At 65.1% G+C, this 20,746-nt stretch carries 19 protein-coding genes; 6 read left to right on the forward strand and 13 right to left on the reverse strand.

The window, feature by feature from the left end:
• The first annotated feature begins 1 nt into the window (after nt 1).
• A complete protein-coding gene (gene rarD / locus NTH_RS17400; RefSeq protein ID WP_338531204.1) occupies nt 2-943 on the forward strand; it encodes an EamA family transporter RarD in 942 nt (313 codons plus the stop codon).
• 70 nt (nt 944-1,013) lie between these two features.
• On the opposite strand, the gene NTH_RS17405 is transcribed toward rarD, so the two are convergent.
• Both NTH_RS17405 and NTH_RS17410 read right to left on the reverse strand, forming a co-directional pair.
• Complete coding sequence (locus tag NTH_RS17405; protein WP_338531205.1) at nt 1,014-2,240, reverse strand: glycerophosphodiester phosphodiesterase family protein; 1,227 nt, start codon at nt 2,238-2,240, stop codon at nt 1,014-1,016.
• A gap of 212 nt (nt 2,241-2,452) precedes the next feature.
• A complete protein-coding gene (locus NTH_RS17410; protein ID WP_338531206.1) occupies nt 2,453-3,064 on the reverse strand; it encodes a TIGR00730 family Rossman fold protein in 612 nt (203 codons plus the stop codon).
• Between the two features lie 332 nt (nt 3,065-3,396).
• On the opposite strand from NTH_RS17410, the gene NTH_RS17415 reads away from it, so the two are divergent.
• The 5 genes from NTH_RS17415 to pssA all read left to right on the forward strand — a co-directional run bounded on the left by NTH_RS17415 (nt 3,397) and on the right by pssA (nt 9,276).
• Entirely contained in the window at nt 3,397-5,292 is a 1,896-nt protein-coding gene (locus tag NTH_RS17415) for a LysM peptidoglycan-binding domain-containing protein (protein ID WP_338531207.1), read from the forward strand.
• Nucleotides 5,293-5,419: 127 nt separating this feature from the next.
• Entirely contained in the window at nt 5,420-5,773 is a 354-nt protein-coding gene (locus NTH_RS17420) for an ArsR/SmtB family transcription factor (RefSeq protein WP_338531208.1), read from the forward strand.
• A gap of 15 nt (nt 5,774-5,788) precedes the next feature.
• Nucleotides 5,789-7,669 carry an ABCB family ABC transporter ATP-binding protein/permease gene (locus NTH_RS17425; RefSeq protein WP_338531209.1) on the forward strand — a complete coding sequence of 627 codons (1,881 nt, stop codon included), beginning with the start codon at nt 5,789-5,791 and terminating at the stop codon, nt 7,667-7,669.
• Nucleotides 7,670-7,750: 81 nt separating this feature from the next.
• Nucleotides 7,751-8,449, forward strand: coding sequence for a phosphatidylserine decarboxylase (locus NTH_RS17430; RefSeq protein ID WP_338531210.1), 699 nt, complete (start codon nt 7,751-7,753; stop codon nt 8,447-8,449).
• An 8-nt stretch (nt 8,450-8,457) separates the two neighbouring features.
• A complete protein-coding gene (gene pssA, locus NTH_RS17435; protein WP_338531211.1) occupies nt 8,458-9,276 on the forward strand; it encodes a CDP-diacylglycerol--serine O-phosphatidyltransferase in 819 nt (272 codons plus the stop codon).
• A 35-nt stretch (nt 9,277-9,311) separates the two neighbouring features.
• Here the strand turns inward: pssA and NTH_RS17440 are convergent, their stop codons facing one another.
• The 11 genes from NTH_RS17440 to rpsF form a co-directional block, all read right to left on the reverse strand.
• The gene (locus tag NTH_RS17440; protein ID WP_338531212.1) at nt 9,312-10,034 is read right to left on the reverse strand and encodes a 2-acyl-glycerophospho-ethanolamine acyltransferase; all 723 of its coding nucleotides are present in this window, start codon (nt 10,032-10,034) and stop codon (nt 9,312-9,314) included.
• A gap of 161 nt (nt 10,035-10,195) precedes the next feature.
• Entirely contained in the window at nt 10,196-10,942 is a 747-nt protein-coding gene (locus NTH_RS17445) for an SDR family NAD(P)-dependent oxidoreductase (RefSeq protein ID WP_338531213.1), read from the reverse strand.
• Nucleotides 10,943-10,981: 39 nt separating this feature from the next.
• The gene (purF, locus tag NTH_RS17450) at nt 10,982-12,454 is read right to left on the reverse strand and encodes an amidophosphoribosyltransferase (protein ID WP_338531214.1); all 1,473 of its coding nucleotides are present in this window, start codon (nt 12,452-12,454) and stop codon (nt 10,982-10,984) included.
• Between the two features lie 47 nt (nt 12,455-12,501).
• Complete coding sequence (locus NTH_RS17455; RefSeq protein ID WP_338531215.1) at nt 12,502-13,041, reverse strand: CvpA family protein; 540 nt, start codon at nt 13,039-13,041, stop codon at nt 12,502-12,504.
• Between the two features lie 60 nt (nt 13,042-13,101).
• Nucleotides 13,102-14,508 carry a DNA repair protein RadA gene (gene radA / locus NTH_RS17460; RefSeq protein ID WP_338531216.1) on the reverse strand — a complete coding sequence of 469 codons (1,407 nt, stop codon included), beginning with the start codon at nt 14,506-14,508 and terminating at the stop codon, nt 13,102-13,104.
• A 46-nt stretch (nt 14,509-14,554) separates the two neighbouring features.
• Nucleotides 14,555-15,721, reverse strand: coding sequence for an alanine racemase (gene alr / locus NTH_RS17465; protein WP_338531217.1), 1,167 nt, complete (start codon nt 15,719-15,721; stop codon nt 14,555-14,557).
• A gap of 2 nt (nt 15,722-15,723) precedes the next feature.
• Nucleotides 15,724-17,214 (reverse strand): replicative DNA helicase, encoded by a 1,491-nt coding sequence (locus tag NTH_RS17470; protein ID WP_338531218.1) that lies wholly within the window; start codon nt 17,212-17,214, stop codon nt 15,724-15,726.
• Nucleotides 17,215-17,427: 213 nt separating this feature from the next.
• Complete coding sequence (locus NTH_RS17475) at nt 17,428-18,681, reverse strand: SAM-dependent methyltransferase (protein WP_338531219.1); 1,254 nt, start codon at nt 18,679-18,681, stop codon at nt 17,428-17,430.
• 311 nt (nt 18,682-18,992) lie between these two features.
• A complete protein-coding gene (gene rplI, locus NTH_RS17480; protein ID WP_338531220.1) occupies nt 18,993-19,619 on the reverse strand; it encodes a 50S ribosomal protein L9 in 627 nt (208 codons plus the stop codon).
• Nucleotides 19,620-19,891: 272 nt separating this feature from the next.
• The gene (gene rpsR, locus NTH_RS17485) at nt 19,892-20,140 is read right to left on the reverse strand and encodes a 30S ribosomal protein S18 (RefSeq protein ID WP_002963610.1); all 249 of its coding nucleotides are present in this window, start codon (nt 20,138-20,140) and stop codon (nt 19,892-19,894) included.
• Nucleotides 20,140-20,610 (reverse strand): 30S ribosomal protein S6, encoded by a 471-nt coding sequence (gene rpsF, locus NTH_RS17490; RefSeq protein ID WP_338531221.1) that lies wholly within the window; start codon nt 20,608-20,610, stop codon nt 20,140-20,142. Before rpsF ends, rpsR begins: the two co-directional genes overlap by 1 nt.
• Nucleotides 20,611-20,746: the final 136 nt, after the last annotated feature.

The raw sequence follows: 20,746 nt of genomic DNA on the forward strand, positions 1-20,746 counted from the left end.
CATGGCAGATGTCCTTACGAGCGATCCCGCTGCGCGCAGGAGCGATGCGCTTCGCGGCTTCGGGTTCGCCTTTTCCGCCTATTTCCTGTGGGGGCTGCTGCCCTTTTTCATGAAGGCGGTGGCGCATATCCCGGCGGTGGAGGTCGTGGCGCACCGGATCGTCTGGTCGGTGCCGCTGGCGGGGCTGGTGCTGCTGGCGCTGGGGCGCACGGGCGATGTGAAGGCGGCCTTCCGCTCGCCCCGGACACTTTTGATGGCGGCGCTGACGGCCTCCGTCATCACCGTCAACTGGGGCGTTTATGTGTGGGCCATTTCCGTCGACCGCACGGTGGAAACGGCGCTGGGCTACTACATCAATCCGCTGCTGAGCATCGCCCTTGCGGCTGTTTTCCTGGGCGAGAAGCTGACCAGGACGCAACTGGCGGCGGTCGGTCTGGCCGCCATCGCGGTGACCATCCTGACGGTAGACGCCGGCGGGCTGCCCTGGGTCTCGCTGGTTCTCGCCCTGGCCTTCGCCATTTACGGCTTCCTGCGCAAGACATTGCCGATCGGCCCCAGCCAGGGCTTCTTCCTTGAAGTGCTCATGCTCGCGGTGCCGGCGCTGTTCTACATATTGTGGCTGGAATCGACGGGGCAGGGGCATTTCCGCCCGTCCGAGCCGTGGGACATCGCGCTGCTTCTGGCCTGCGGGCCCATCACGGCGGTGCCGTTGCTGCTCTACAGCTTCGGCGCCAAGCTGTTGCGCTATTCCACCATCGGCATCATGCAATATATCGCGCCGACCATGATCTTCATCATCGCCGTCTTCGTTTTCGCCGAACCGTTCGACACTGTGCGCGCCCTGGCCTTCGTGCTGATCTGGACGGGCCTGGCGCTCTACACCTGGTCCATGTTCCGTGAAAGCCGGCGCGAGAGGGTCGAGGCGACGAACGCCCTGCGCTGACACGCAACTTGCCTCGCCATGGATACCGGCCGCTCCTTCGGTCGACGGAGCGGCCGCGTTTTCCGTGCGGTTACTTCAGGCCGAAGCAGTTGGCGTAGTAGGTCGTGGTGGCCGGCCAGTCGGAGAACAGGCCGACAATGCCCACATCCTCGTGCAGCACGTTCATGAGCTTGTAGACGTCGCCGTCATTGTCGATGACCTGGCTGACCGACTGGTAGTACCACCCGCCGCCGTCCTTGAGCAGGCCGGAACGCTCGGCCGTCCAGGTGATGATCTGGAGGCCGGCCGCCCGTGCTTCCTTGGCATAGGCGGAGGGAACGATTTCGCCATTCTCCACCGTCACGAGATACCACATCGGCGGCGCGATGTAGTTGACGCCCATCTCCTTGATCTCCTCCATGCCGTGGGCCCAGGTCGAGGCATCCATCGGATCGAAACCGTCGACGGTATCGCTGCTGTCGTCGAGATAGACGGCCTGCCTGCCGAACTCGGGCTCGTTCTCGATCCAGTAGAGCACGTCTTCCAGGTTGAACGACTGCGGGAACACGTCGGCCGGGTCTACGCCGGCTTCCTTGTAGTCGTCGATCATCTGCTGAGCGTAGGCGGCCTGCGTGTAGTCGCCCTCGAAGGGCATCTCCACCGACGGCGCCTTGAGCTCCGGCGTGAACTTGAGGCCGAGTTCCTTGAACAGCTCGATGGACTCCTTATGGGTCACAACGGTGCCCTTGGTGGCGTAGAGGTCCGTGCGCCAGCCGGCCGTCGCGTCCATGAATTCCGCGACATTGGCCGCCTTCGGGTTGCTGGCGTCCATCTTGCCGTTGAGCTGCCGGAACTCGGCCAGCGCGATATCGGATGTGCGGCACTCGGCTGCCGCGTTCTCGTCGCCGGAAGCCGGCCTGAAAGGCGTGGTGCATTTCGAGCCGAGTTCGGTCGCCAGGATGTCGGTCGTGGTCGCAAGATCGTTTTGCGCGTGGCGGCAGACCAATTCGCGGTCCTTCGTGAAGGTCACGTCGCATTCCATCACGCCGGCGCCCATGCGTGCGGCGGCGGCGTAGGATTCCCTGGTATGTTCGGGGAACTGCATCGGCGCGCCGCGATGGCCGATGGACCAGGTGGACGCTGAGAAGGGCCCGTTCTGACAGGACAGGAGTTTTTCCTTCAACGCGCCCTCATCCATGTTTTGGACGAGATAGAAGGGGCGGGGGCCGAGCTGGACCCTGGCGTTGTCCGTCATCTCGGCCCATGACAGGCTTGTCGAACTGGCAAGCACGAGTGCGGCGGCGGCGAGGCGAAGCATAGTCTTTCTCCATGATGCTGAAACGCTCCGGGAGAAAATCAGCATCATGTAACAGAACGGCCTCAAACGGCTGACGCATTTGTGACAACCGTCCCTGTCAACAGATCGTTGAGGCAGGCCGGTGGTTCGATGCGAAGCGAAAGCAGGCGTGAGAGGGCGGAGGCGAAAATCACGCTGCGCTGACCTCCTCGACGGGGGCAGGCCTGACGGGATCAGAGCCTGTCGATCACGCTCCTGTCGACCGCCTCGCCGTCGGCGAGCCGAGCCGCCGTTTCCCGGATCGCCGGGACGACATCGGCCACCCGGTCGACGATCAGCGGTTTCAGCCGGTGCTGCGAATGCACGAAGCCTTCCGCCTTCATATGGTCGATGAGCTGCAGCATCGGGTCCCAGAAACCGTCGATGTTGGCGAAGACGATGGGCTTGCGATGGCGGCCGAGCTGCGCCCAGGTCATGATCTCGACGATCTCCTCCAGCGTGCCGATGCCGCCCGGCAGGGCGACGAAGGCGTCCGAACGATCGAACATGAGATGCTTGCGCTGGTGCATGTCCTCGGTGACGATCAGATCGTCCAGGCTTTGGAGCTCCTGCGCCGTTGCCTCGCGGTTCATGAGGAAGCGGGGGATGATGCCGGTGACGGAGCCGCCGTTCTCCAGGCAACCGGCGGCCACCGCGCCCATAATGCCCTTGGTGCCTCCGCCATAGACGAGGCGAAGGCCGGCGGCTGCGAGCGCCTGGCCGAGCTCGTATCCGGCCCCCATGAAGGAGCCGTTGCTCCCGCTGGAGGAGCCGCAGTAAACGCAAACGGATTTAACTATGGTCATGGCCTATAGGTGGGCTGATTGGGGGGCGGGATCGAGTCTGGCTCAACCTACAGCATTTATTGCGGCAAGGTGGAACCCGCAAGACCGGCACCGGGACCGAAAAGATGAGGCCGAGGCCCCTTGGGCATCCGATCCCGAGCTTTGACGGACGCGCATGTGGCCACTATCTGATGCTGCAAGCGGGCCCGCTGCCATGGCGCATGCCGCAACATCCGTGGGAGATGCTCCCGCGCGGCCGATATGACAGGTAAAACAAGCGCAAAGCCGGGCTATTTCTTGTCCCCGTCAGCAAAAAGGGCTAGACCGCTGTCAGGGGCTTAGGAACCGTGACGATGGCGACGATACCAATCAAAGTGCTGCTCTTCATATTCGGCGCCGCGGCGGCCGGGTTGGGCACGGCATATTTTGCCGGCGCACTCGACCCGTGGCTCGGAAAGGAGCAGCCGGTGCACATTGCCGAGCAGGCCGCCGTCGAACCCCCGCCCGCCGAAACGGGCAAGTCGGACCGGCCCGAGGCTGGCCTGACAGCGGGCGAGGAGGGCGCTGGCGACGCGGTGGCGGAAGGCGGTGACGAGGAAGTCGTCGTGCCCGTTTTCGACATCGTTCGCGCCGAGCCCGACGGATCTCTCGTGGTGGCCGGAAAGGCCGCGCCGAACGCGGAAGTGGATATCCTCAGCGGATCGTCGGTGCTTGCCACCACACAGGCCGGCCCGTCCGGCGATTTTGCCACCGTGCTGGATCGCGCGCTGGAGCCGGGCGACCATAATATCGTGCTGCGCTCGACGACAGGCGACGATATCGCCGCCACCTCGCAGCAGACGGCGATCGTGTCGGTGCCGAGCGAGCAGAGCGGCGACGTCGTGGCGCTGGTCCAGCAGCCCGGCGAGCCGAGCCGGCTCATATCCGTACCCGAAGCGCGAACCAACGCCGAAGCCCCGGCGCAGGACGCCAGCGGGCCGGCAACCGAACAGCAGCAGACGGCGGAAGAGGCGCCGCCGGAGGAGAAGCCCTCCGAGGCAACCGCGCAAGATGAGCCCGAACCTGCCGCGCCGGAAACGGACCCGGAAAAGGACATTGCCGCCGCGCCGGCGGTGGACAGCCCATCCGCAGAGACCGGCGGCCAGACACCGGCGGAGCGCAGCGAACAGGCATCGCCGGAGCGTAGCGACGAGGCACTGGCCGACAGCAGCGACCGGGCATCGGCGGAGGATGCGACAGCGCCCGCCGACGGCGACATGCCGGCAAGCGGCGACGCTCCACAAGTGGCCGAAGCAGAACAGACGATCCGAAAAGAAGCAGAACAGCCAGCCGAGAAAGCGGAAGCCGAGCCCGCCGGGGCTGGGGCGGAAGCCGGAGATGCTGCGGCGGAGCCGATCGCCGAAGCGCCGCCGGCCGATAGCGCCCCCGCCGCGCCGGCGGCCGACGGGACGCCGTTCATCGAGGCGGTCGAGATCGACGGCCGTCAGATTTTCGTCGCCGGACGCGCAGAACCGGGCCGCACGGTGCGCATCTATGTCAACGACATGCTGCTGGGGCAGACGGAAGCCACGCCGACGGGCCGGTTCCTCGTCGAGACGGAGCGGGATCTGCCGGTGGGCGACTATATCGTGCGCGCCGACGTCCTGGCGGAAGACGGTACGGTGATCGCCCGGGCGGCGGTTCCCTTCCAGCGCGAATCCGGCGACAAGATCGCCGCCGTTGCGCCGCCGGCGGCCGGCGCGCCGTCGGCCACAGGGTCGGACGCTTCCGGGCAGGCCTCGCAGGAGACGCGGCAGGCGACCGCCGCCGACACCGCGCAGACCGGCGCGCCCGCCGATTCGGGCGAGGCCAGCGCCGTTGCGAAATCCGACGCGGAGCCATCCGGCGATGCTGCCGGGGCCGCGCCGCGCGATACCCGGAGCGCTTCGGCGCAAACCGGCGAAGACGCGCAGGGCGACGCCGGTGGCGGCAACGTGGTCGTGGCGCAGAAGCTGGAACCGGTCGACGGCTCTGTCATCATTCGGCGCGGCGACACGCTGTGGCATATTTCGCGGCGCGTCTACGGCCAAGGCATACGCTACACCACCATCTATCTCGCCAATCAGGATCAGATCCGCGACCCCGACCTGATCTGGCCTGGCCAGGTCTTTGCCCTTCCCGAGGAGACGGACGAGGGCGAAAAGGCCGATCTGACGGCCATAGGCGACCGGGCCGCCGAGCCGGCAAGCGGCGATACAGTCACCAGATAGCCGCGCCGGCACCCGCGGGCCCCGCCTCCGGCCGGTTGGATCGGAACCGAACCCAGCGCCGCAACGGCTTGGCAGGACCGGGTTGCCCATTGCGCGGTCGACATTCATCGTATATCGTCGATTTACGATGAATAATCGAAGCACCCGAATCGGCGACGGAATCTGCTGTGGCGACGACGCGCTCTCGCGGCGGTTCTCGGCGCTCGCCCATCCCGCGCGCATCGCTATCCTTCGTCATCTTTCGGGGGTGGAGGCCTGTTGCTGCAAGGATGTGGTCGGCCGGCTGCACCTTGCCCAGTCCACGGTTTCCCAGCACCTCAAGGTACTGCTCGATGCCGGCCTCGTCCGTGTCCGACATGTGGGGCAGAGCTCGCACTACATGGTCGACCGCGAAGCGTTGCGCCAAACGCGGCTAGCCGCCGCTGACATGCTGGATGCCTGCGCCGGCGGCATCGGCGGCCGGAAAATGACAACCAACTGACCCAAGGCGCGAACATTGGCCGACAAGACAGTCTCCGCCGATACCGGCAGCACATTCCGCACACTGAAGAACCTGTGGCCCTATATGTGGCCGTCGGACCGGCCCGACCTGAAGATGCGCGTCGCCATCGCGACGCTGTTCCTTGTCCTGGCCAAGATCGTGCTCGTGCTCGTGCCCTATTTCTACAAATGGGCGACGGACGTACTGGCGGGCGAGGGCAGCCTGCCGGAGTATCTTCCGGCCATTCTGGCGGGACCCATAATGCTGGTGGTCGCCTACAACCTCGTGCGCATCCTTCAGCTGGGTTTCAATCAGCTTCGCGACGCGCTGTTTGCCAGCGTGGGCCAGCACGCCGTGCGCCAGCTTGCCTACAAGACCTTCGTGCACATGCACGAACTGTCCCTGCGCTTTCATCTGGAGCGGCGCACCGGCGGGCTTTCGCGCATCATCGAGCGTGGCACCAAGGGCATCGACACGATCGTGCGCTTCACGATCCTCAACACATTGCCGACCCTGCTGGAGTTCGCGCTCGCCGCAGGCATTTTCGCCTACGCCTATGGCTGGGCCTATGTGGCCATCATAGCCGTCACCGTGGGGCTCTACATCGTCTTCACCATAAAGGCGAGCGATTGGCGCATCGGGATTCGCCGCCAGATGAACGATTCCGATACGGACGCCAACACCAAGGCGATCGATTCCCTGCTCAACTTCGAGACCGTGAAGTATTTCAACAATGAACGGATGGAGGCCAGACGCTTCGACCGCTCGATGGCCCGCTACGAGGACGCAGCCACCAGGATATGGACGTCGCTCGGCTGGCTGAACTTCGGCCAGGGCGTCATTTTCGGTCTGGGCATGATGGCGGCCATGGGGCTCTCCGCGTGGGAGGTCACCCGGGGAACGCAGACGGTGGGCGACTTCGTCTTCATCAACGCCATGCTGATGCAGCTTTCCATTCCGCTCAACTTCATCGGCTTCGTCTATAGGGAAATCCGCCAGGGCCTGACGGATATCGAGCAGATGTTCGATCTGCTGGACGTGCCGGCCGAGGTGAAAGACAAGCCGGGCGCACGGCCTCTCCAGGTTACCCAAGGCAATGTCCGCTTCGACGACGTGGTCTTCGCCTACGATCCGGACCGTCCTATCCTCAAGGGGATCAGCTTCGAGATCCCGGCCGGCAGGACGGTTGCCATTGTCGGTCCTTCCGGGGCTGGCAAGTCCACCATCTCGCGCCTGCTTTTCCGCTTCTACGACATCCAGCGGGGCGCCGTCACGATCGACGGCCAGGACGTGCGCGCCGTGACGCAGGAGAGCCTGCGCGCGGCCATCGGCATGGTGCCGCAGGACACGGTGCTCTTCAACGACACCATCGCCTACAATATCCGCTACGGCCGGCCTGACGCCAGCGAGCAGGAAGTGCGCCGCGCCGCCGAGCTTGCCCAGATCGGACCGTTCATCGAGAGCCTGCCCGAAGGGTACAAGACGATGGTCGGCGAGCGCGGGCTGAAGCTGTCGGGCGGGGAAAAGCAGCGCGTGGCCATTGCCCGCACCATCCTGAAGGCGCCGCCCATCCTCATCCTGGACGAGGCGACCTCGGCGCTCGACACCCACACCGAGCAGGAGATCCAGGCCGCGCTGGATCTCGTCAGCAAGGGACGCACGACGCTGGTGATCGCCCATCGGCTTTCGACCGTCATCGGCGCCGACGAGATCATCGTCCTGAAGGACGGCGCGATCACCGAGCGGGGAACGCACCGTGCGCTGCTGGACAGGGGCGGGCTCTACGCAGAAATGTGGAGCCGCCAGCTCGAGGCCAGCGAGGCGGAGGAGCGCCTGCGGCGGGCGCGCGAGACCGACGAGATGGGCGTCATCGTGCGTCGTCCTCCGGTTTATTGACCGGCGGCGGCGCCACGCGTTGCGGCGGGAGGTGGATTTCGATAGGAAGGCGGCAACGTTTATCCATGAGGCAGCGCCGCGATGAGCCTGGTCGACACCATCAAGAATACCTTCGTTCCGATCCATCGCGAGGGCTATCCCTTCATCGCGGGCTTCGCCGTCGCGACCCTCGTGCTCGGGCTCATCTGGGGGCCGCTGTTCTGGATAGGCCTGATCCTGACCGCCTGGTGCACCTATTTTTTCCGTGATCCGCCGCGCGTCACTCCCGTCGACGACCGTTTCGTGATCGCGCCGGCCGACGGCATCGTTTCGGCGGTGGGCCCCGCCGTGCCGCCGCCGGAGCTCGACATGGGCGCGAGCGAGATGACGCGCATTTCGGTCTTCATGAACGTGTTCTCCTGCCACATCAACCGCGCGCCGGTGCGCGGCCGCATATCGCTCATCGAGCATCGGCCCGGACGTTTTCTCAATGCTGATCTCGACAAGGCGAGCGTGGAGAACGAGCGCAACAGCCTGGTCATCGAGAGCCCGCACGGCCCCGTGCCGGTGGTGCAGATCGCCGGACTTGTCGCCCGCCGCATCGTCTGCTGGGCCGAGGCGCCGGGCGAGATCGGCATGGGCGAACGGTTCGGCCTGATTCGCTTCGGCTCGCGCGTCGACGTCTATCTGCCGGCCGACGCCCGCCCGCGCGTCGCCGTCGGGCAGGCGGCCATCGGCGGGGAAACGGTGATCGCCGAGTTCGGCTCGCAGATGCCGCCGCCGCTCGTGCGCGTTTCCTGAGCCGGGCAATGAGCGGTCCTTTCCCACCCTTCGAGCCCCATGGCGACGGCCGGCGCATCCGCGAGATACCGTTGCGGATGATCGTCCCCAACCTGATCACGGTCCTGGCCATCTGCGCGGGCCTTTCCGGCATCCGCCTGGCCTTCGAGAACAGGGTGGAACTGGCCGTCATGATGGTGCTGCTGGCCGCCTTCCTCGACGCGGTCGACGGCCGCGTCGCGCGCATGCTCAAGGCATCGTCGAAATTCGGCGCGCAGATGGATTCCCTTGCCGATATCGTCAATTTCGGCGTCGCGCCCGCGCTCGTCCTTTACGCCTACCTGCTGGACCAGGCAGGCGCCATCGGCTGGATTTCCGCGCTGCTCTTCGCCATCGCCTGTGCGCTGCGGCTCGCGCGCTTCAACGTCATGCTGGAGGATCCCGACCAGCCTGCCTGGCAGGGAGACTTTTTCGTCGGCGTGCCCGCCCCGGCTGGCGCTGCCCTTGTGATGCTCCCGGTCTATCTGGGCTTTCTCGGCCTTGGGCCCGATCCCACGGTGGCGTTGGCCGCCTGCGCCTATACGGTGGCAGTCGGCGTGCTCATGGTCAGCCGCCTTCCGGTCTATTCGGGCAAGGCTTCCGGGAGCCGCGTGCGCCGCGAGCTCGTCATGCCGCTGATGCTCGTCGTCGTCTTCTACGCGCTGCTTCTGGCAAGCTACACCTGGCAGACGATGGCCGCCTCGGCCATCGCCTATCTCGGCTTCCTCGTCTTCTCCCAGCGGGCTTACGCTCGCCGCGCGGCGCGAGAGGCGGAGAAGGAGGCGGCCGGCTCTTCCTCCGACGCCTGAACCCGCATTCTGTGTAACGGCCTGCGGCGGCAGAACTACGCCGCCTGCGTGCCGGCATCTTCATCGGGTTCGGGAGGCCGATTGCGGACCGCGATCATGCGTTGGAAGAAGGCCTGCGCGGCAAGCGGCTTCTCGTCGCCAGCAAGCGCGATCATTTCGGCAATCGTCAGCGGAGGCAGTGCGATGAGCCTGAGCTTCGGCGCAAGGCGCCGCCTGGCTCCGGGCGCCAGCGAGAACAGCGTCTCGCGCGCCCCATCGACATAGACCGGCACGACGCGCGCATCCGCCCTGGCGGCGATCCGCGAAATGGCGCGGAAAAGCCGGAACGACTTCGCCTCCGGGGATTCCTCGTCCGGCAGGTATACCGCCAACCGCCCATTGCCTTTGAGGCGCCGCACCAGCCGCCGGCTGACGAAGACATGATGCGCCCGGAACGCGATGCAGCGCGCAAGCGCACGCCATGGGTCGAGCCATATCGATTGCGACGAGGCCTCGTCGAGGATGTGCAGCGTGTCGTCGGGAAGCAGGGAAAGCATCAGGGCCGGCTCGAGATGCGATTGATGCCAGACCGCGTAGATCACCGGCGGGTCCGCATTACGGGCCGTCCTTATGGCGCCGTCGTTGATCCGGAACAAAAGCTTGAGCGGGGCATAGAGCAGCGCCTGATGGAGGTTCAGCTCCAGTCTTGCCACCAGGAAGGTGGCGAGACCGACCAGCACCGCGAGGAATGCGCCGAAAAGCGCGATAGCCGCCACCATGTCGGGCCTCCCGTTCCAGCGCCGCGCGGATGATGCCCGCGCAATGAGTTAGAGCAAAATCACCGAATGCCTACAGCGCCGGACGCATGCATGGCTGCGCGCTCGACATCAGCCGCAGGGTATCCGATGGGGGAGCCGCGTCAATAGTCCCGCATTCAGGGCTATTCCGGCATGCGGTACCGCGTGAACCGGTTCTTCGGCACGTCGAAGATGAGGCCCGTTTCCGTCAGTTCGGGGCTTGCAAGGGGAACGATCTTCGCCGCGACTTCAGAGGGATGCGGCAGCGTATCGGGATCCTCGCCCGGCATTGCCTGGGCCCGCATGGCTGTGCGGGTGGCGCCGGGATTCACGGAATTGACCCGCAGCGGCATGTTCTTGGTCTCGTCCGCCCAGGAGCGCGCCAGTGCCTCGACCGCGGCCTTGGAGGCTGCGTAGGGGCCCCAGAACGCCTTGGCCGAATGCGCCGCGCCGGACGACATGATGACGGCGCGTCCGGCGTCCGAGGCGCGCAGCAGCGGATCGAGCGAGCGGATCAGCCGCCAGGTGGCAGTGACGTTGATTTCCATGACCTTTTCGAACGTCTTGGCCTCGACATGCCCGATCGGCGAGATAACGCCGAGAATGCCGGCATTGGCGATCATGATGTCGAGCTTGCCCCAGCGTTCGTGAATCGCGCCGCCTATGCGGTCGATGCCGGCCATGTCCTTGAGATCGAGCGGCACCAGGGTGGTCTCGCCACCGGCCGCCTTGATCTCGTCGTCGAGCTCTTCAAGCCCGCCCACCGTACGCGCGACGGCGATCACATGGGCCCCGGCCGCCGCCAATTCCTTGGCGATGAAGTAGCCGATGCCGCGCGAAGCGCCCGTAACGAGCGCAATACGGCCGGAAAGATCGGGCTTTTCCGTCATGTCAAACTTCCTGGATTATGGATTATGCCGACCGCGGCATCACTGGCCGCCCGCCGCCAGCAGCGAGAGCTGGCGCACATTGTCCGCTCCGTGATGGTCGGTGAGCTGCGTGGGATACTCGGTGGTGAAGCAGGCGTCGCAATATTGTGGTTGCTCGTTGTTGCGGTTCACCTCGCCAACCGCCCGGTAAAGCCCGTCGATGGACAGGAAGCCGAGCGAATCGACCCGGATGAACGCCGCCATTTCCTCAATCGACATGCGCGAGGCGAGCAGCTTGCCCGTCGAGGGCGTGTCGACGCCGTAAAAGCAGGAGGCGCGCGTCGGCGGCGAGGCGACTCGCATATGCACCTCCTTCGCGCCCGCATCGCGCACCATCTGCACGATCTTCTGGCTCGTCGTGCCGCGGACGATGGAATCGTCCACCAGCACCACGCGCTTGCCCTCGATCGATCTGCGGTTGGCATTGTGCTTCAGCTTCACGCCCATGTGGCGGATGGAATCGGTCGGCTGAATGAAGGTCCGGCCCACATAATGGTTGCGGATGATGCCGAGCTCGAAGGGGAGGTTCGCCTCCTGGGCGAAGCCGATGGCCGCGGGCGTGCCGGAATCGGGCACCGGCACCACGATGTCGGCCTCGATCGGGTTCTCGCGGGCCAGCTCCGCGCCGATGCGCTTGCGCACCTCGTACACGTTGCGCCCCTCCACCGAGGAATCGGGCCGGGCGAAATAGACATATTCGAAGATGCAGAAACGCTGCTTGGCCGGTTCGAACGGAAAATGGCTTTCAAGGCCGCTATCGGTCACCACCACCATCTCGCCCGGCTTGATGTCACGAACGAAACGGGCGCCGATGATGTCCAGCGCGCAGCTTTCCGACGCCAGGATATAGGCGCCGTCGAGGTCGCCCAGGACCAAGGGACGAATGCCGAGCGGGTCGCGGCAGCCGATCATCTTCTTGGACGTCAACGCGACAAGCGAGAACGCGCCTTCGAGCTGGCGCACCGCATCGATGAACCGCGCATTTGTGTCGCGCCCCTTGCTGGTGGCCACCAGGTGCATGATGGTCTCGGTGTCGGACGTCGACGAGAAGATCGAGCCTTCCTTCTGCAGCCGGCGCTGCACCGTCATGGCGTTGGTGATATTGCCGTTGTGGGCGACGGCAAGGCCGCCATCGGCAAGTTCCGCGAAAAAGGGCTGTACATTGCGCAGACCGGAGCCGCCGGTGGTGGCGTAACGGGTGTGGCCGATGGCGCGGCCGCCCTGCAGCCGGTCCATGACGGACTGCTTGGTGAAAGTATCGCCGATCAGGCCGATATGGCGCTCGACATGGAACTGCGTGCCATCGAAGGAGACAATGCCGGCTGCTTCCTGGCCGCGATGCTGGAGAGCGTGAAGGCCGAGCGTGGTGATCGCAGCGGCATCCTGCCGACCGAAAATGCCGAACACGCCGCATTCATCATGGAAATGATCATCGGCCTCGCCCGCGAAGGACAGTTCGTAGTCTTGTGCCATTCCTGGCCGCCCTCGTTTTTCACTGTGTGTCCTGGCGGCCTTGGCCGTCAGTTGTTCGTTTCCGGTTCGCCGTCCGTGTTCGGCGACAAGCGGTCGAGTATAGACGCATCGGGATCATCCGGCAGCAAATCTTGCAGCCACGCACCCACGCTGTCCAGCAGCGGGCGGGACTTCGCCTCGCTGATCCACGCCGGCGGGTTGGCACCCAACAGCCAGTTCAGGAACAAAAGCGCCACGGCCACTACCAGCACGCCTCTCGCCGCTCCGTATAGGAAACCAAGGGTGCGGTCCAGTGCGCCAACCCTCGAATCGACGATGAAGTCGGCGAGCTTCATGGTGATGATCGTCACGATGATCAGCGCCACAAAGAACACGACCGCCGCCGCTATGGCCAGCGCCAGCATGCTGTTATCTATATAGGGCGTCACATAGGGCAGCACAAAGGGGTAGAGAAAATAGGCCGCGACGGCGGCTGCCGCCCACGAGGCGATGGACAACACTTCCCGGGAAAAGCCGCGCACCATGGCGAGCATCGCCGATACCAGCGTGAAGCCGACGAGTATACCGTCAAGCAGCGTGATTGGCATTGTCACCCCTACTCCAGTTCAAGGCAGGATGCCCCTTCAAGGCAGGATGCCCCCGCACATCTATTCTTCGTCCCCATCCGCCTGGCCGGCACGAGAGCCCGCAATCCGCGCGACGAGATCCGCCAGCCCCTCCGGACGGAAACCGCGCGCGGCGATCGCGCCAGCGGGCTCCTCGTTCCCGGGAGGCAGCACCGCCTGGACAAAGCCAAGCTTCTCCGCTTCCTTGAGCCGGCTGGTCGCGTGGGCGACGGGCCGCACGGCGCCCGAAAGGCTGATTTCGCCGAAATAGACGCAATCGGCGGGCAGGGCAAGCCCGGTAAGCGAGGAGACGAGCGCCGCCGCCACCGCAAGGTCTGCCGCCGGTTCGGTGATCCGATAGCCGCCGGCAACATTGAGATAGACGTCGTTCTGCGCGAACCGCACCCCGCAATGGGCCTCCAGCACCGCCAGCACCATCGACAGGCGGGACGAGTCCCACCCCACCACGGCCCGCCGGGGCGTGCCGAGCGGCGAGGGGGCGACAAGCGCCTGAATCTCCACCAGAACGGGCCTCGTGCCTTCCATTCCCGCGAATACGGCGGCGCCGGGAGCCTTGGTGCTGCGCTCCCCCAGAAACAGCTCGGACGGGTTGGCGACTTCGCGCAGGCCCTTGTCGCCCATCTCGAAGACGCCGATTTCATCGGTCGGGCCGAAACGGTTCTTCACGGTGCGCAGGATGCGGTAGTGATGGCCGCCTTCGCCTTCGAAATAAAGCACGGCGTCGACCATGTGCTCGACCACGCGCGGGCCGGCGATCTGGCCTTCCTTGGTGACATGGCCGACCAGCACGATCGCCGCCCCGGTCGATTTGGCATAGCGGATCATTGCCTGCGCGGCGGCGCGCACCTGCGTCACCGTTCCGGGCGCCGAATCGGCGAGGTCGGTCCACAGCGTCTGGATGGAATCGAGGATCACGAGGTCCGGCCGCCTGCCTTCGGCGATGGTGGCCAGGATGTCCTCGACATTGGTTTCGGCGGCCAGCTCGACCGGCGTCTGTGCGACGCCCAGCCGCTGCGCCCTCAGCCTGATCTGCGCCACCGCCTCCTCGCCAGACACATAGACGATGCGGTGTCCCTGCGCGGCAAGGGCCGCGGCCGCCTGGGTGAGCAGCGTCGATTTTCCGATGCCCGGATCGCCGCCGACCAGCAGCGCCGAGCCACGCACGAAGCCGCCGCCGGTGGCGCGGTCGAGCTCGCCGATGCCGGTCACGATGCGCGGCGCGTCCTCGATCTCTCCGTCCAGCGTCGTCAGCGCCACGGCCCGGCCGGTGCGTGCCTTGCGCAGGGATTGCGGTCCCGCGCCGATGCCGCCCGCCGTGCCTTCCTCGATCAGGGTGTTCCACTCGCCGCAGCCATCGCACTTGCCCGCCCAGCGCGCATGCACGGTGCCGCAGTTCTGGCAGATGAACTGGCTGCGCGATTTGGCCATCAGGGGATGATCCTGCAACCGACGGCGCCGGGCCTTGGCAAGCGGCTCACGCCCCGTCTCCCACATATTCGCGGTGGTAACGCCGGCCGAGCGTGGTCAGCAGCTCATAGGCGATCGTGCCGGCCGCCTCGGCTACCCGGTCGATGGGCATGTTCGGCCCGAACAGCTCGACATGGTCGCCGACGGCGACCGCGTCCTCGCCGAGCGCAGTCACGTCGAACAGGGTGAGGTCCATCGTCACCCTGCCGAGCACCGGAGCTTCTTGGCCGTGGATGAAACCGCTGGCGCCGGCGCGCGTGGCACGCAGGGGCACGGCGGCGCCCGACGCCGCGCGGTGATAGCCATCGGCATAGCCCGTGGAGGCGACGGCGATGATGGTGTCGCGGGCAAGCGGCGTTGCCGCATAGCTGACGCTCTCGCCAGCCCGCGCCCTGCGCACCTGGGCAATGCGGGCTTCGGCCAGAACCACGGGGCGCATGGGATTGGCGATGCCGCCGACCGCGCCGCCGCCGTACAGCGCGATGCCGGGCCGGGTGACGTCGCACAGGAAATCGCCGCCAAGGAAGATGCCGGCCGAATTGCACAGGCTTGATTCTGTTTCCGGGAAAAGCGTCTTAACCGCTTGAAAGGATTCCAGTTGCCGGCGGTTCATAGGATGGCCGGGTTCGTCCGCGCAGGCCAGATGGCTCATGACCAGTATTGGGGTGAGGGCCCGCGTCAGCGCGTTTTCGCTGGCCAGCGCCCGCGCGCGCTCGAAGGTGAGGCCAAGGCGGTTCATGCCCGTGTCGACGTGCACGGCGCAGGGGCGGGGATTCTCGCCGTCCCACCCGTAGGCCTCCCACACGGAAAGATCGCTCTGCGAATTGACGACCGGCATCAGGCGGTGCTCGCGATAGGCGGCCGCGGCCTCCTGGCCGAACAGCCCGTTGAGCACGAAGATTTCGGCATCCGGCAGCACCCGCCTCAGCGCCACGCCCTCATGCGGCAGGGCAACGAAAAAGCGGCGGCAGCCCGCGCCTGCCAGAGCCCTGGCGACAGGCTCCAGGCCGAGCCCGTAGCCATCCGCCTTCACGACGGCGGCTGCCTGGGCCGGGGCGGAGCGCGCGGCAAGGTCGCGGTAATTGGCAACCAGCGCGTCGAGGTCGATGGTCAGCCGCCCGCCCGCCAGATATGCATCCGGGCCCGTGCCTTTGATGGTGTAGCCGCCAGCCACTTCTACTCGAACCGCTCCGGCAGGTGGCTTTCCTCCGCCAGATCGGAAAAGCGCGTGAACTCGCCCTGGAAGCCGAGGCTGACCATGCCGGTGGGGCCGTGGCGCTGCTTGGCGATGATGACTTCGGCCTTGCCGCGCATCTCGTTCATCTCCGCCTCCCACTTGATATATTCGTCCGTTCCCGGCTTGGGCTCCTTGTTCTTAAGATAATATTCCTCGCGGTAGACGAACAGTACCACGTCAGCGTCCTGCTCAATGGAGCCGGATTCGCGCAGGTCGGAGAGCTGCGGACGCTTGTCGTCGCGGCTTTCCACCTGTCGCGAAAGCTGCGACAGCGCGATGATCGGGGTGGAAAGCTCCTTGGCCAGCGCCTTCAGCCCGGTTGTGATTTCGGTGATCTCCTGCACGCGGTTCTGCTGCGACTTGGCCGAAGAGCCCTGCATGAGCTGCACATAGTCGATGACGATGACGTCGAGGCCGCGCTGGCGCTTGAGCCGCCGGGCCCTGGCCGCGAGCTGCGCGATGGAGATGCCGCCGGTCGGGTCGATGAAGAGCGGGATCTTCTGCATCATCTGCGCGCAGCCCACCAGCTTCTCGAAGTCCGTCTCGGTGATGTCGCCGCGGCGGATCTTGGACGAAGGGATCTCCGTCTGCTCGGAGATGATGCGCGTGGCAAGCTGTTCCGCCGACATTTCCAGCGAGAAGAAGCCGACCACGCCGCCATTGGCGGCGGTGAAGGAGCCGTCCGCCTGCTGCGCCGGCTCGTAGGCGTTGGCGATGTTGAAGGCGATGTTGGTGGCAAGCGAGGTCTTGCCCATGCCGGGACGGCCGGCCAGGATGATGAGATCGGAAGGCTGCAGGCCGCCCATGCGGTGGTCGAGGTCGCGCAGGCCGGTGGCGATGCCCGACAGATGGCCGTCGCGCATGAAGGCGGCATTGGCCATGTCGATGGCGGTCTTGGTGGCGTCGCCGAAGCTCTCGAACCCGCCATCGTAACGGCCCGTCTCCGCGAGCTCGAAAAGCCGCCGCTCGGCATCCTCGATCTGGCTCTGCGGAGCCATGTCGACGGGAGCGTCATAGGCGACATTGACCATGTCCTCGCCGACCGCGATGAGCGCGCGCCGTATCGCCAGGTCATAGATGGCGCGGCCATAGTCCGACGCGTTGATGACGGTGACGGCCTCCGCCGCCAGCCGCGCCAGATATTGCGCGACCGTCATCTCGCCGACCTTGTCGTTGGCCGGCAGGAAGGTCTTGATGGTAACCGGATTGGCCATCTTGCCCATCCGGATGAGCTCGCTGGAAACCTCGAATATCTTGCGGTGCAGCGGTTCGTAGAAATGAGTGGGCTTCAGGAAGTCCGAAACCCTGTAGAAGGCGTCGTTGTTGACGAGGATGGCGCCGAGCAGGGCCTGCTCGGCCTCGATGTTGTTCGGCGCTTCGCGATAGAGCGCCGATTCGGCTGTTTCCAGCTTGCGGACTGCGTCAGCCATTCCGGATCCTGTTCAATCTCTCGCGCCCGGATCAACTGATGACGTAATGTCCCGGCACCCCCAGCGGAGAGTTCTACCGTTTGTGTGGACCGCTGTCGTGCAAAAGACGAACAATCACCGATATCCACACCGGTTATCGAGCGCGCACGCACAAAGCCGTTCCGTCACCGCTTTCGCTTGACAGCGAATCAATCCGCTTTTCAGATTATATTCCTATTCGGCCGCGTGTTTGTAGTGCTTGCCCTTATACGCCCCCGCCAGCCGCTTCTCCGTCTCGCCGATATAATCGCGCGTGAGCGGCAGCGTTTCCCGCTTCTTGGCGAGCTGTATCTGGAACACGACCATATCCTGCCAGCGGAAGGAGGCTTCGGAGCCGGCCAGGTAGAACTCCCACATGCGGGCGAAGCGCTCGTCATATATTTCGACGGCCTTTTCGCGATTGGCCATGAAGCGCTCGCGCCAGTGACGCAGCGTCTCGGCGTAATGCAGCCGCAGGATTTCGACATCGGTGACGATGAGTCCCGATTTCTCGATTGCCGGCGTGACCTCCGAGAGCGAGGGGATATAGCCGCCGGGAAAGATATGCTTGCGGATGAAGGGGTTCGTGATCGACGGGCCGGAGGTGCGGCCGATCGTGTGCAGCAGCATCACGCCGTCGTCGCGCAACAGCCTGGCGCACTTGTCGAAGAACGTCCGGTAGTGGTTGATGCCCACATGCTCGAACATGCCGACCGAGACGATGCGGTCGAACGGGCCCGTCAGCGACCGGTAGTCGGCGATCTCGAATCGTGCCTTGCCGGAGAGCCGGGCCACCCTGGCGCGCTCGTTTGCGACCGAGTGCTGTTCTTCCGACAGCGTGACGCCCAGCACCTCGGCGTCGAACGTTTCGGCCACGTAGAGACCCAGGCCGCCCCAGCCCGAGCCGATGTCCAGCACCTTCTGGCCGGGCTCCAGCGCGAGCTTGGCGGCAATGTGGCGCTTCTTGGCCAGTTGCGCTTCTTCCAGGCTCATGTCGGGGTCTGCGAAATAGGCGCAGGAATACTGCATGTCCTGATCGAGAAAGAGCCGGTAGAGCTCGCCCGACAGATCGTAGTGGCGCTGGACGTTGCGCTTGGAGCGGCTGGCCGGATTGAACTGGTGAAACCTGCGCAGAAGAAACCGCGCGGCCTGGCCCAGCCGCATCATCATCGCCTCGGTGCCTTCGCGGTCCATGTTCTGATAGGCGATCTGGAGCAGTCCCAGCACATCGCCTTCGACGATGTCCAGTTCGCCCTCCATATAGCATTCCGGAACAGCCAGCATGGGATCGAGCGCAATCGCCCGTTCGCTGCGCCTTGAATGGATGACGAGGTGCACCGGCGCTCCCGTCCCGTCGCCATATTCGTGCACCGCCCCATCGGCATCCGTGATCTTCATCGATCCGGTTTTGATGAGACGCCCGGCAAAATTCGCAAGCAATCGGTTCATCATTAGCCCCCGTGACCATGGGTGGCTCAATATGTAGCAAATCAAAGGCAGTTGAAAAGGCTTGGCCGCGAACTTGCCGGCAGGCACGATGCGGATCCTGACACATTGGTGCCAAGAAGTCGCCGGATTCTCCCGCATTCCAAGTTGCGCCTGCTCGAAATCAATTCGGCTGAACATCGGGCAACAATTGTTGAGCCGCGCTCCTGCGCGCGGTGGAGCAAACGAAAAGGCCGGGCGCTTGGCCCGGCCTGTCACGTTCTGAACGATATTCTGAGGGTGACGGCAGCGTTGGCCGCCGCCGGCATATCCGATCAGGACTTGTCTTCGTCCTCGCCGCCTTCGGCCGCTTCGCCGGCCTGCTCGCCCTCGGCCTCCTCGAACTCGGCTTCCGGATCGAAGAAGGCGTCCGGGCGGGAGCTCTCGTTGATGTCCTCGCCATAGATCGCCTCGGCCGAATCCAGCGTCTCGCCGCGAAGCTGGCGCTCGGCCTCGTCGGAGGAGCGGGCGACGTTCATCGTCACCGTGACCTCGACTTCCGGATGCAGCGCAATCGCCACATTGGTCAGGCCGATGGTCTTGATCGGCTGATTGAGCTCGACCTGGTTGCGGCCGATCTTGAAGCCGTCCGCGTCCAGCGCCTCGACGATGTCGCGGGTGGAGACCGAACCGTAGAGCTGGCCGGTTTCGGCGGCCGAGCGGATGACCGTGAAGATCTTGCCGTCCAGCTTCTCGGCGACGGCCTCGGCTTCCTTCTTGCGCTCGAGATTGCGCGCCTCCAGATCGGTGCGCTGGGTCTCGAACTTCTTGCGGTTGGCCTCGTTGGCACGCAGCGCCTTGCCCTGCGGCAGCAGGAAGTTGCGCGCGAAGCCGTCCTTCACATTCACGACATCGCCCATCTGGCCAAGCCGTGCAACACGTTCCAGGAGAATGATCTGCATCGTTTCCGTCCTTTTGCGCGGCGGTTGCCGCGGTCCATCTTCTTGTTTTCGCATTCATGCGGACGTCAAGCGTTCCACTTGACTGCAAAATGCTCTGGCAGGGTCAGGAAACGGAAAGCCGCGCGGTTTCGCTGGCTCGGGTTCGCTGTCCTGCCGGTTGGCAGTTAGGGAAGGGCGGGGCGCCGCGTCCCAACTCGGGCTTTTGTTCTTCCTTTCCACGCCCGCCGCGGAAAGGAGCCGGGCGCGCCGCATGGGCGCGCCCGGTCTTGTTTCTACTTCACCACGTAGGGCAGAAGGCCGAGGAAACGCGCGCGCTTGATCGCCTTGGCGAGCTCGCGCTGCTTCTTTTGGCTGACGGCGGTGATGCGCGAGGGCACGATCTTGCCGCGTTCGGAGATGTAGCGCTGAAGCAGCTTCACGTCCTTGTAGTCGATCTTCGGCGCGTTGGCGCCGGAGAACGGGCAGGTCTTGCGGCGGCGGTGGAAGGGACGCCGCGTCGGGATTTGATTGATGTCGACCATTACTGGGCTGCTCCCTCATTGCTGTCGCGGTCACGGCGCGGACCACGGTCGTCACGATCACGGCGCGGGCCGCGATCATCGCGATCGCCGCGCGGTCCACGATCGTCACGCGGGCCGCCGCGGTCGTCACGGCGCGGGCCGCGGTCGTCGCGGCGCTGCATCATCGCCGACGGGCCTTCCTCGTGGGCTTCCACGCGCACCGTCATGAAGCGCAGCACGTCTTCGGAAATGCCCATCTGACGTTCCATCTCCTTGACGGCGTCCGCCGGCGCGTCGATGTCCATCAGCGTGAAATAAGCCTTGCGGTTCTTGTTGATCCGGTAGGCGAGGGATTTCACACCCCAGTTTTCCACCCGGCCCACGCTGCCGCCCGCACCTTCGATAACGCCCTTGTACTGATCAACGAGCGCTTCGACCTGCTGCTGCGAGAGGTCCTGCCGGGCAAGGAACACATGTTCGTAAAGAGCCATTGTCTTGCCTTTCTTCAGTTTCCGTCTGTCCGGGTCCCGGCGGCAAAAGCCTCAGCGACCAATCTTTCCCGTGACGGGCGAAGAAAGGCGCATAGACGGTCGAGAGCGGAGACACGGGAGGCGGAAGAACTTGGTC

This window comes from Nitratireductor thuwali, from assembly GCF_036621415.1.
In the GTDB taxonomy this organism is placed as follows: domain Bacteria; phylum Pseudomonadota; class Alphaproteobacteria; order Rhizobiales; family Rhizobiaceae; genus Chelativorans; species Chelativorans thuwali.

Bases quoted from the DNA above. Each gene is read 5' to 3' on its own strand.
- rarD (WP_338531204.1), top strand. From the start codon at position 2: ATGGCAGATGTCCTTACGAGCGATCCCGCTGCGCGCAGGAGCGATGCG.
- purF (WP_338531214.1), bottom strand. From the start codon at position 12,454: ATGGCACAAGACTACGAACTGTCCTTCGCGGGCGAGGCCGATGATCAT.
- NTH_RS17405 (WP_338531205.1), bottom strand. From the start codon at position 2,240: ATGCTTCGCCTCGCCGCCGCCGCACTCGTGCTTGCCAGTTCGACAAGC.
- NTH_RS17440 (WP_338531212.1), bottom strand. From the start codon at position 10,034: ATGGTGGCGGCTATCGCGCTTTTCGGCGCATTCCTCGCGGTGCTGGTC.
- NTH_RS17420 (WP_338531208.1), top strand. From the start codon at position 5,420: ATGAATAATCGAAGCACCCGAATCGGCGACGGAATCTGCTGTGGCGAC.
- NTH_RS17455 (WP_338531215.1), bottom strand. From the start codon at position 13,041: ATGCCAATCACGCTGCTTGACGGTATACTCGTCGGCTTCACGCTGGTA.
- NTH_RS17430 (WP_338531210.1), top strand. From the start codon at position 7,751: ATGAGCCTGGTCGACACCATCAAGAATACCTTCGTTCCGATCCATCGC.
- rplI (WP_338531220.1), bottom strand. From the start codon at position 19,619: ATGCAGATCATTCTCCTGGAACGTGTTGCACGGCTTGGCCAGATGGGC.
- radA (WP_338531216.1), bottom strand. From the start codon at position 14,508: ATGGCCAAATCGCGCAGCCAGTTCATCTGCCAGAACTGCGGCACCGTG.
- NTH_RS17470 (WP_338531218.1), bottom strand. From the start codon at position 17,214: ATGGCTGACGCAGTCCGCAAGCTGGAAACAGCCGAATCGGCGCTCTAT.
- rpsF (WP_338531221.1), bottom strand. From the start codon at position 20,610: ATGGCTCTTTACGAACATGTGTTCCTTGCCCGGCAGGACCTCTCGCAG.
- rpsR (WP_002963610.1), bottom strand. From the start codon at position 20,140: ATGGTCGACATCAATCAAATCCCGACGCGGCGTCCCTTCCACCGCCGC.
- NTH_RS17415 (WP_338531207.1), top strand. From the start codon at position 3,397: ATGGCGACGATACCAATCAAAGTGCTGCTCTTCATATTCGGCGCCGCG.
- NTH_RS17410 (WP_338531206.1), bottom strand. From the start codon at position 3,064: ATGACCATAGTTAAATCCGTTTGCGTTTACTGCGGCTCCTCCAGCGGG.
- NTH_RS17445 (WP_338531213.1), bottom strand. From the start codon at position 10,942: ATGACGGAAAAGCCCGATCTTTCCGGCCGTATTGCGCTCGTTACGGGC.
- pssA (WP_338531211.1), top strand. From the start codon at position 8,458: ATGAGCGGTCCTTTCCCACCCTTCGAGCCCCATGGCGACGGCCGGCGC.
- NTH_RS17475 (WP_338531219.1), bottom strand. From the start codon at position 18,681: ATGAACCGATTGCTTGCGAATTTTGCCGGGCGTCTCATCAAAACCGGA.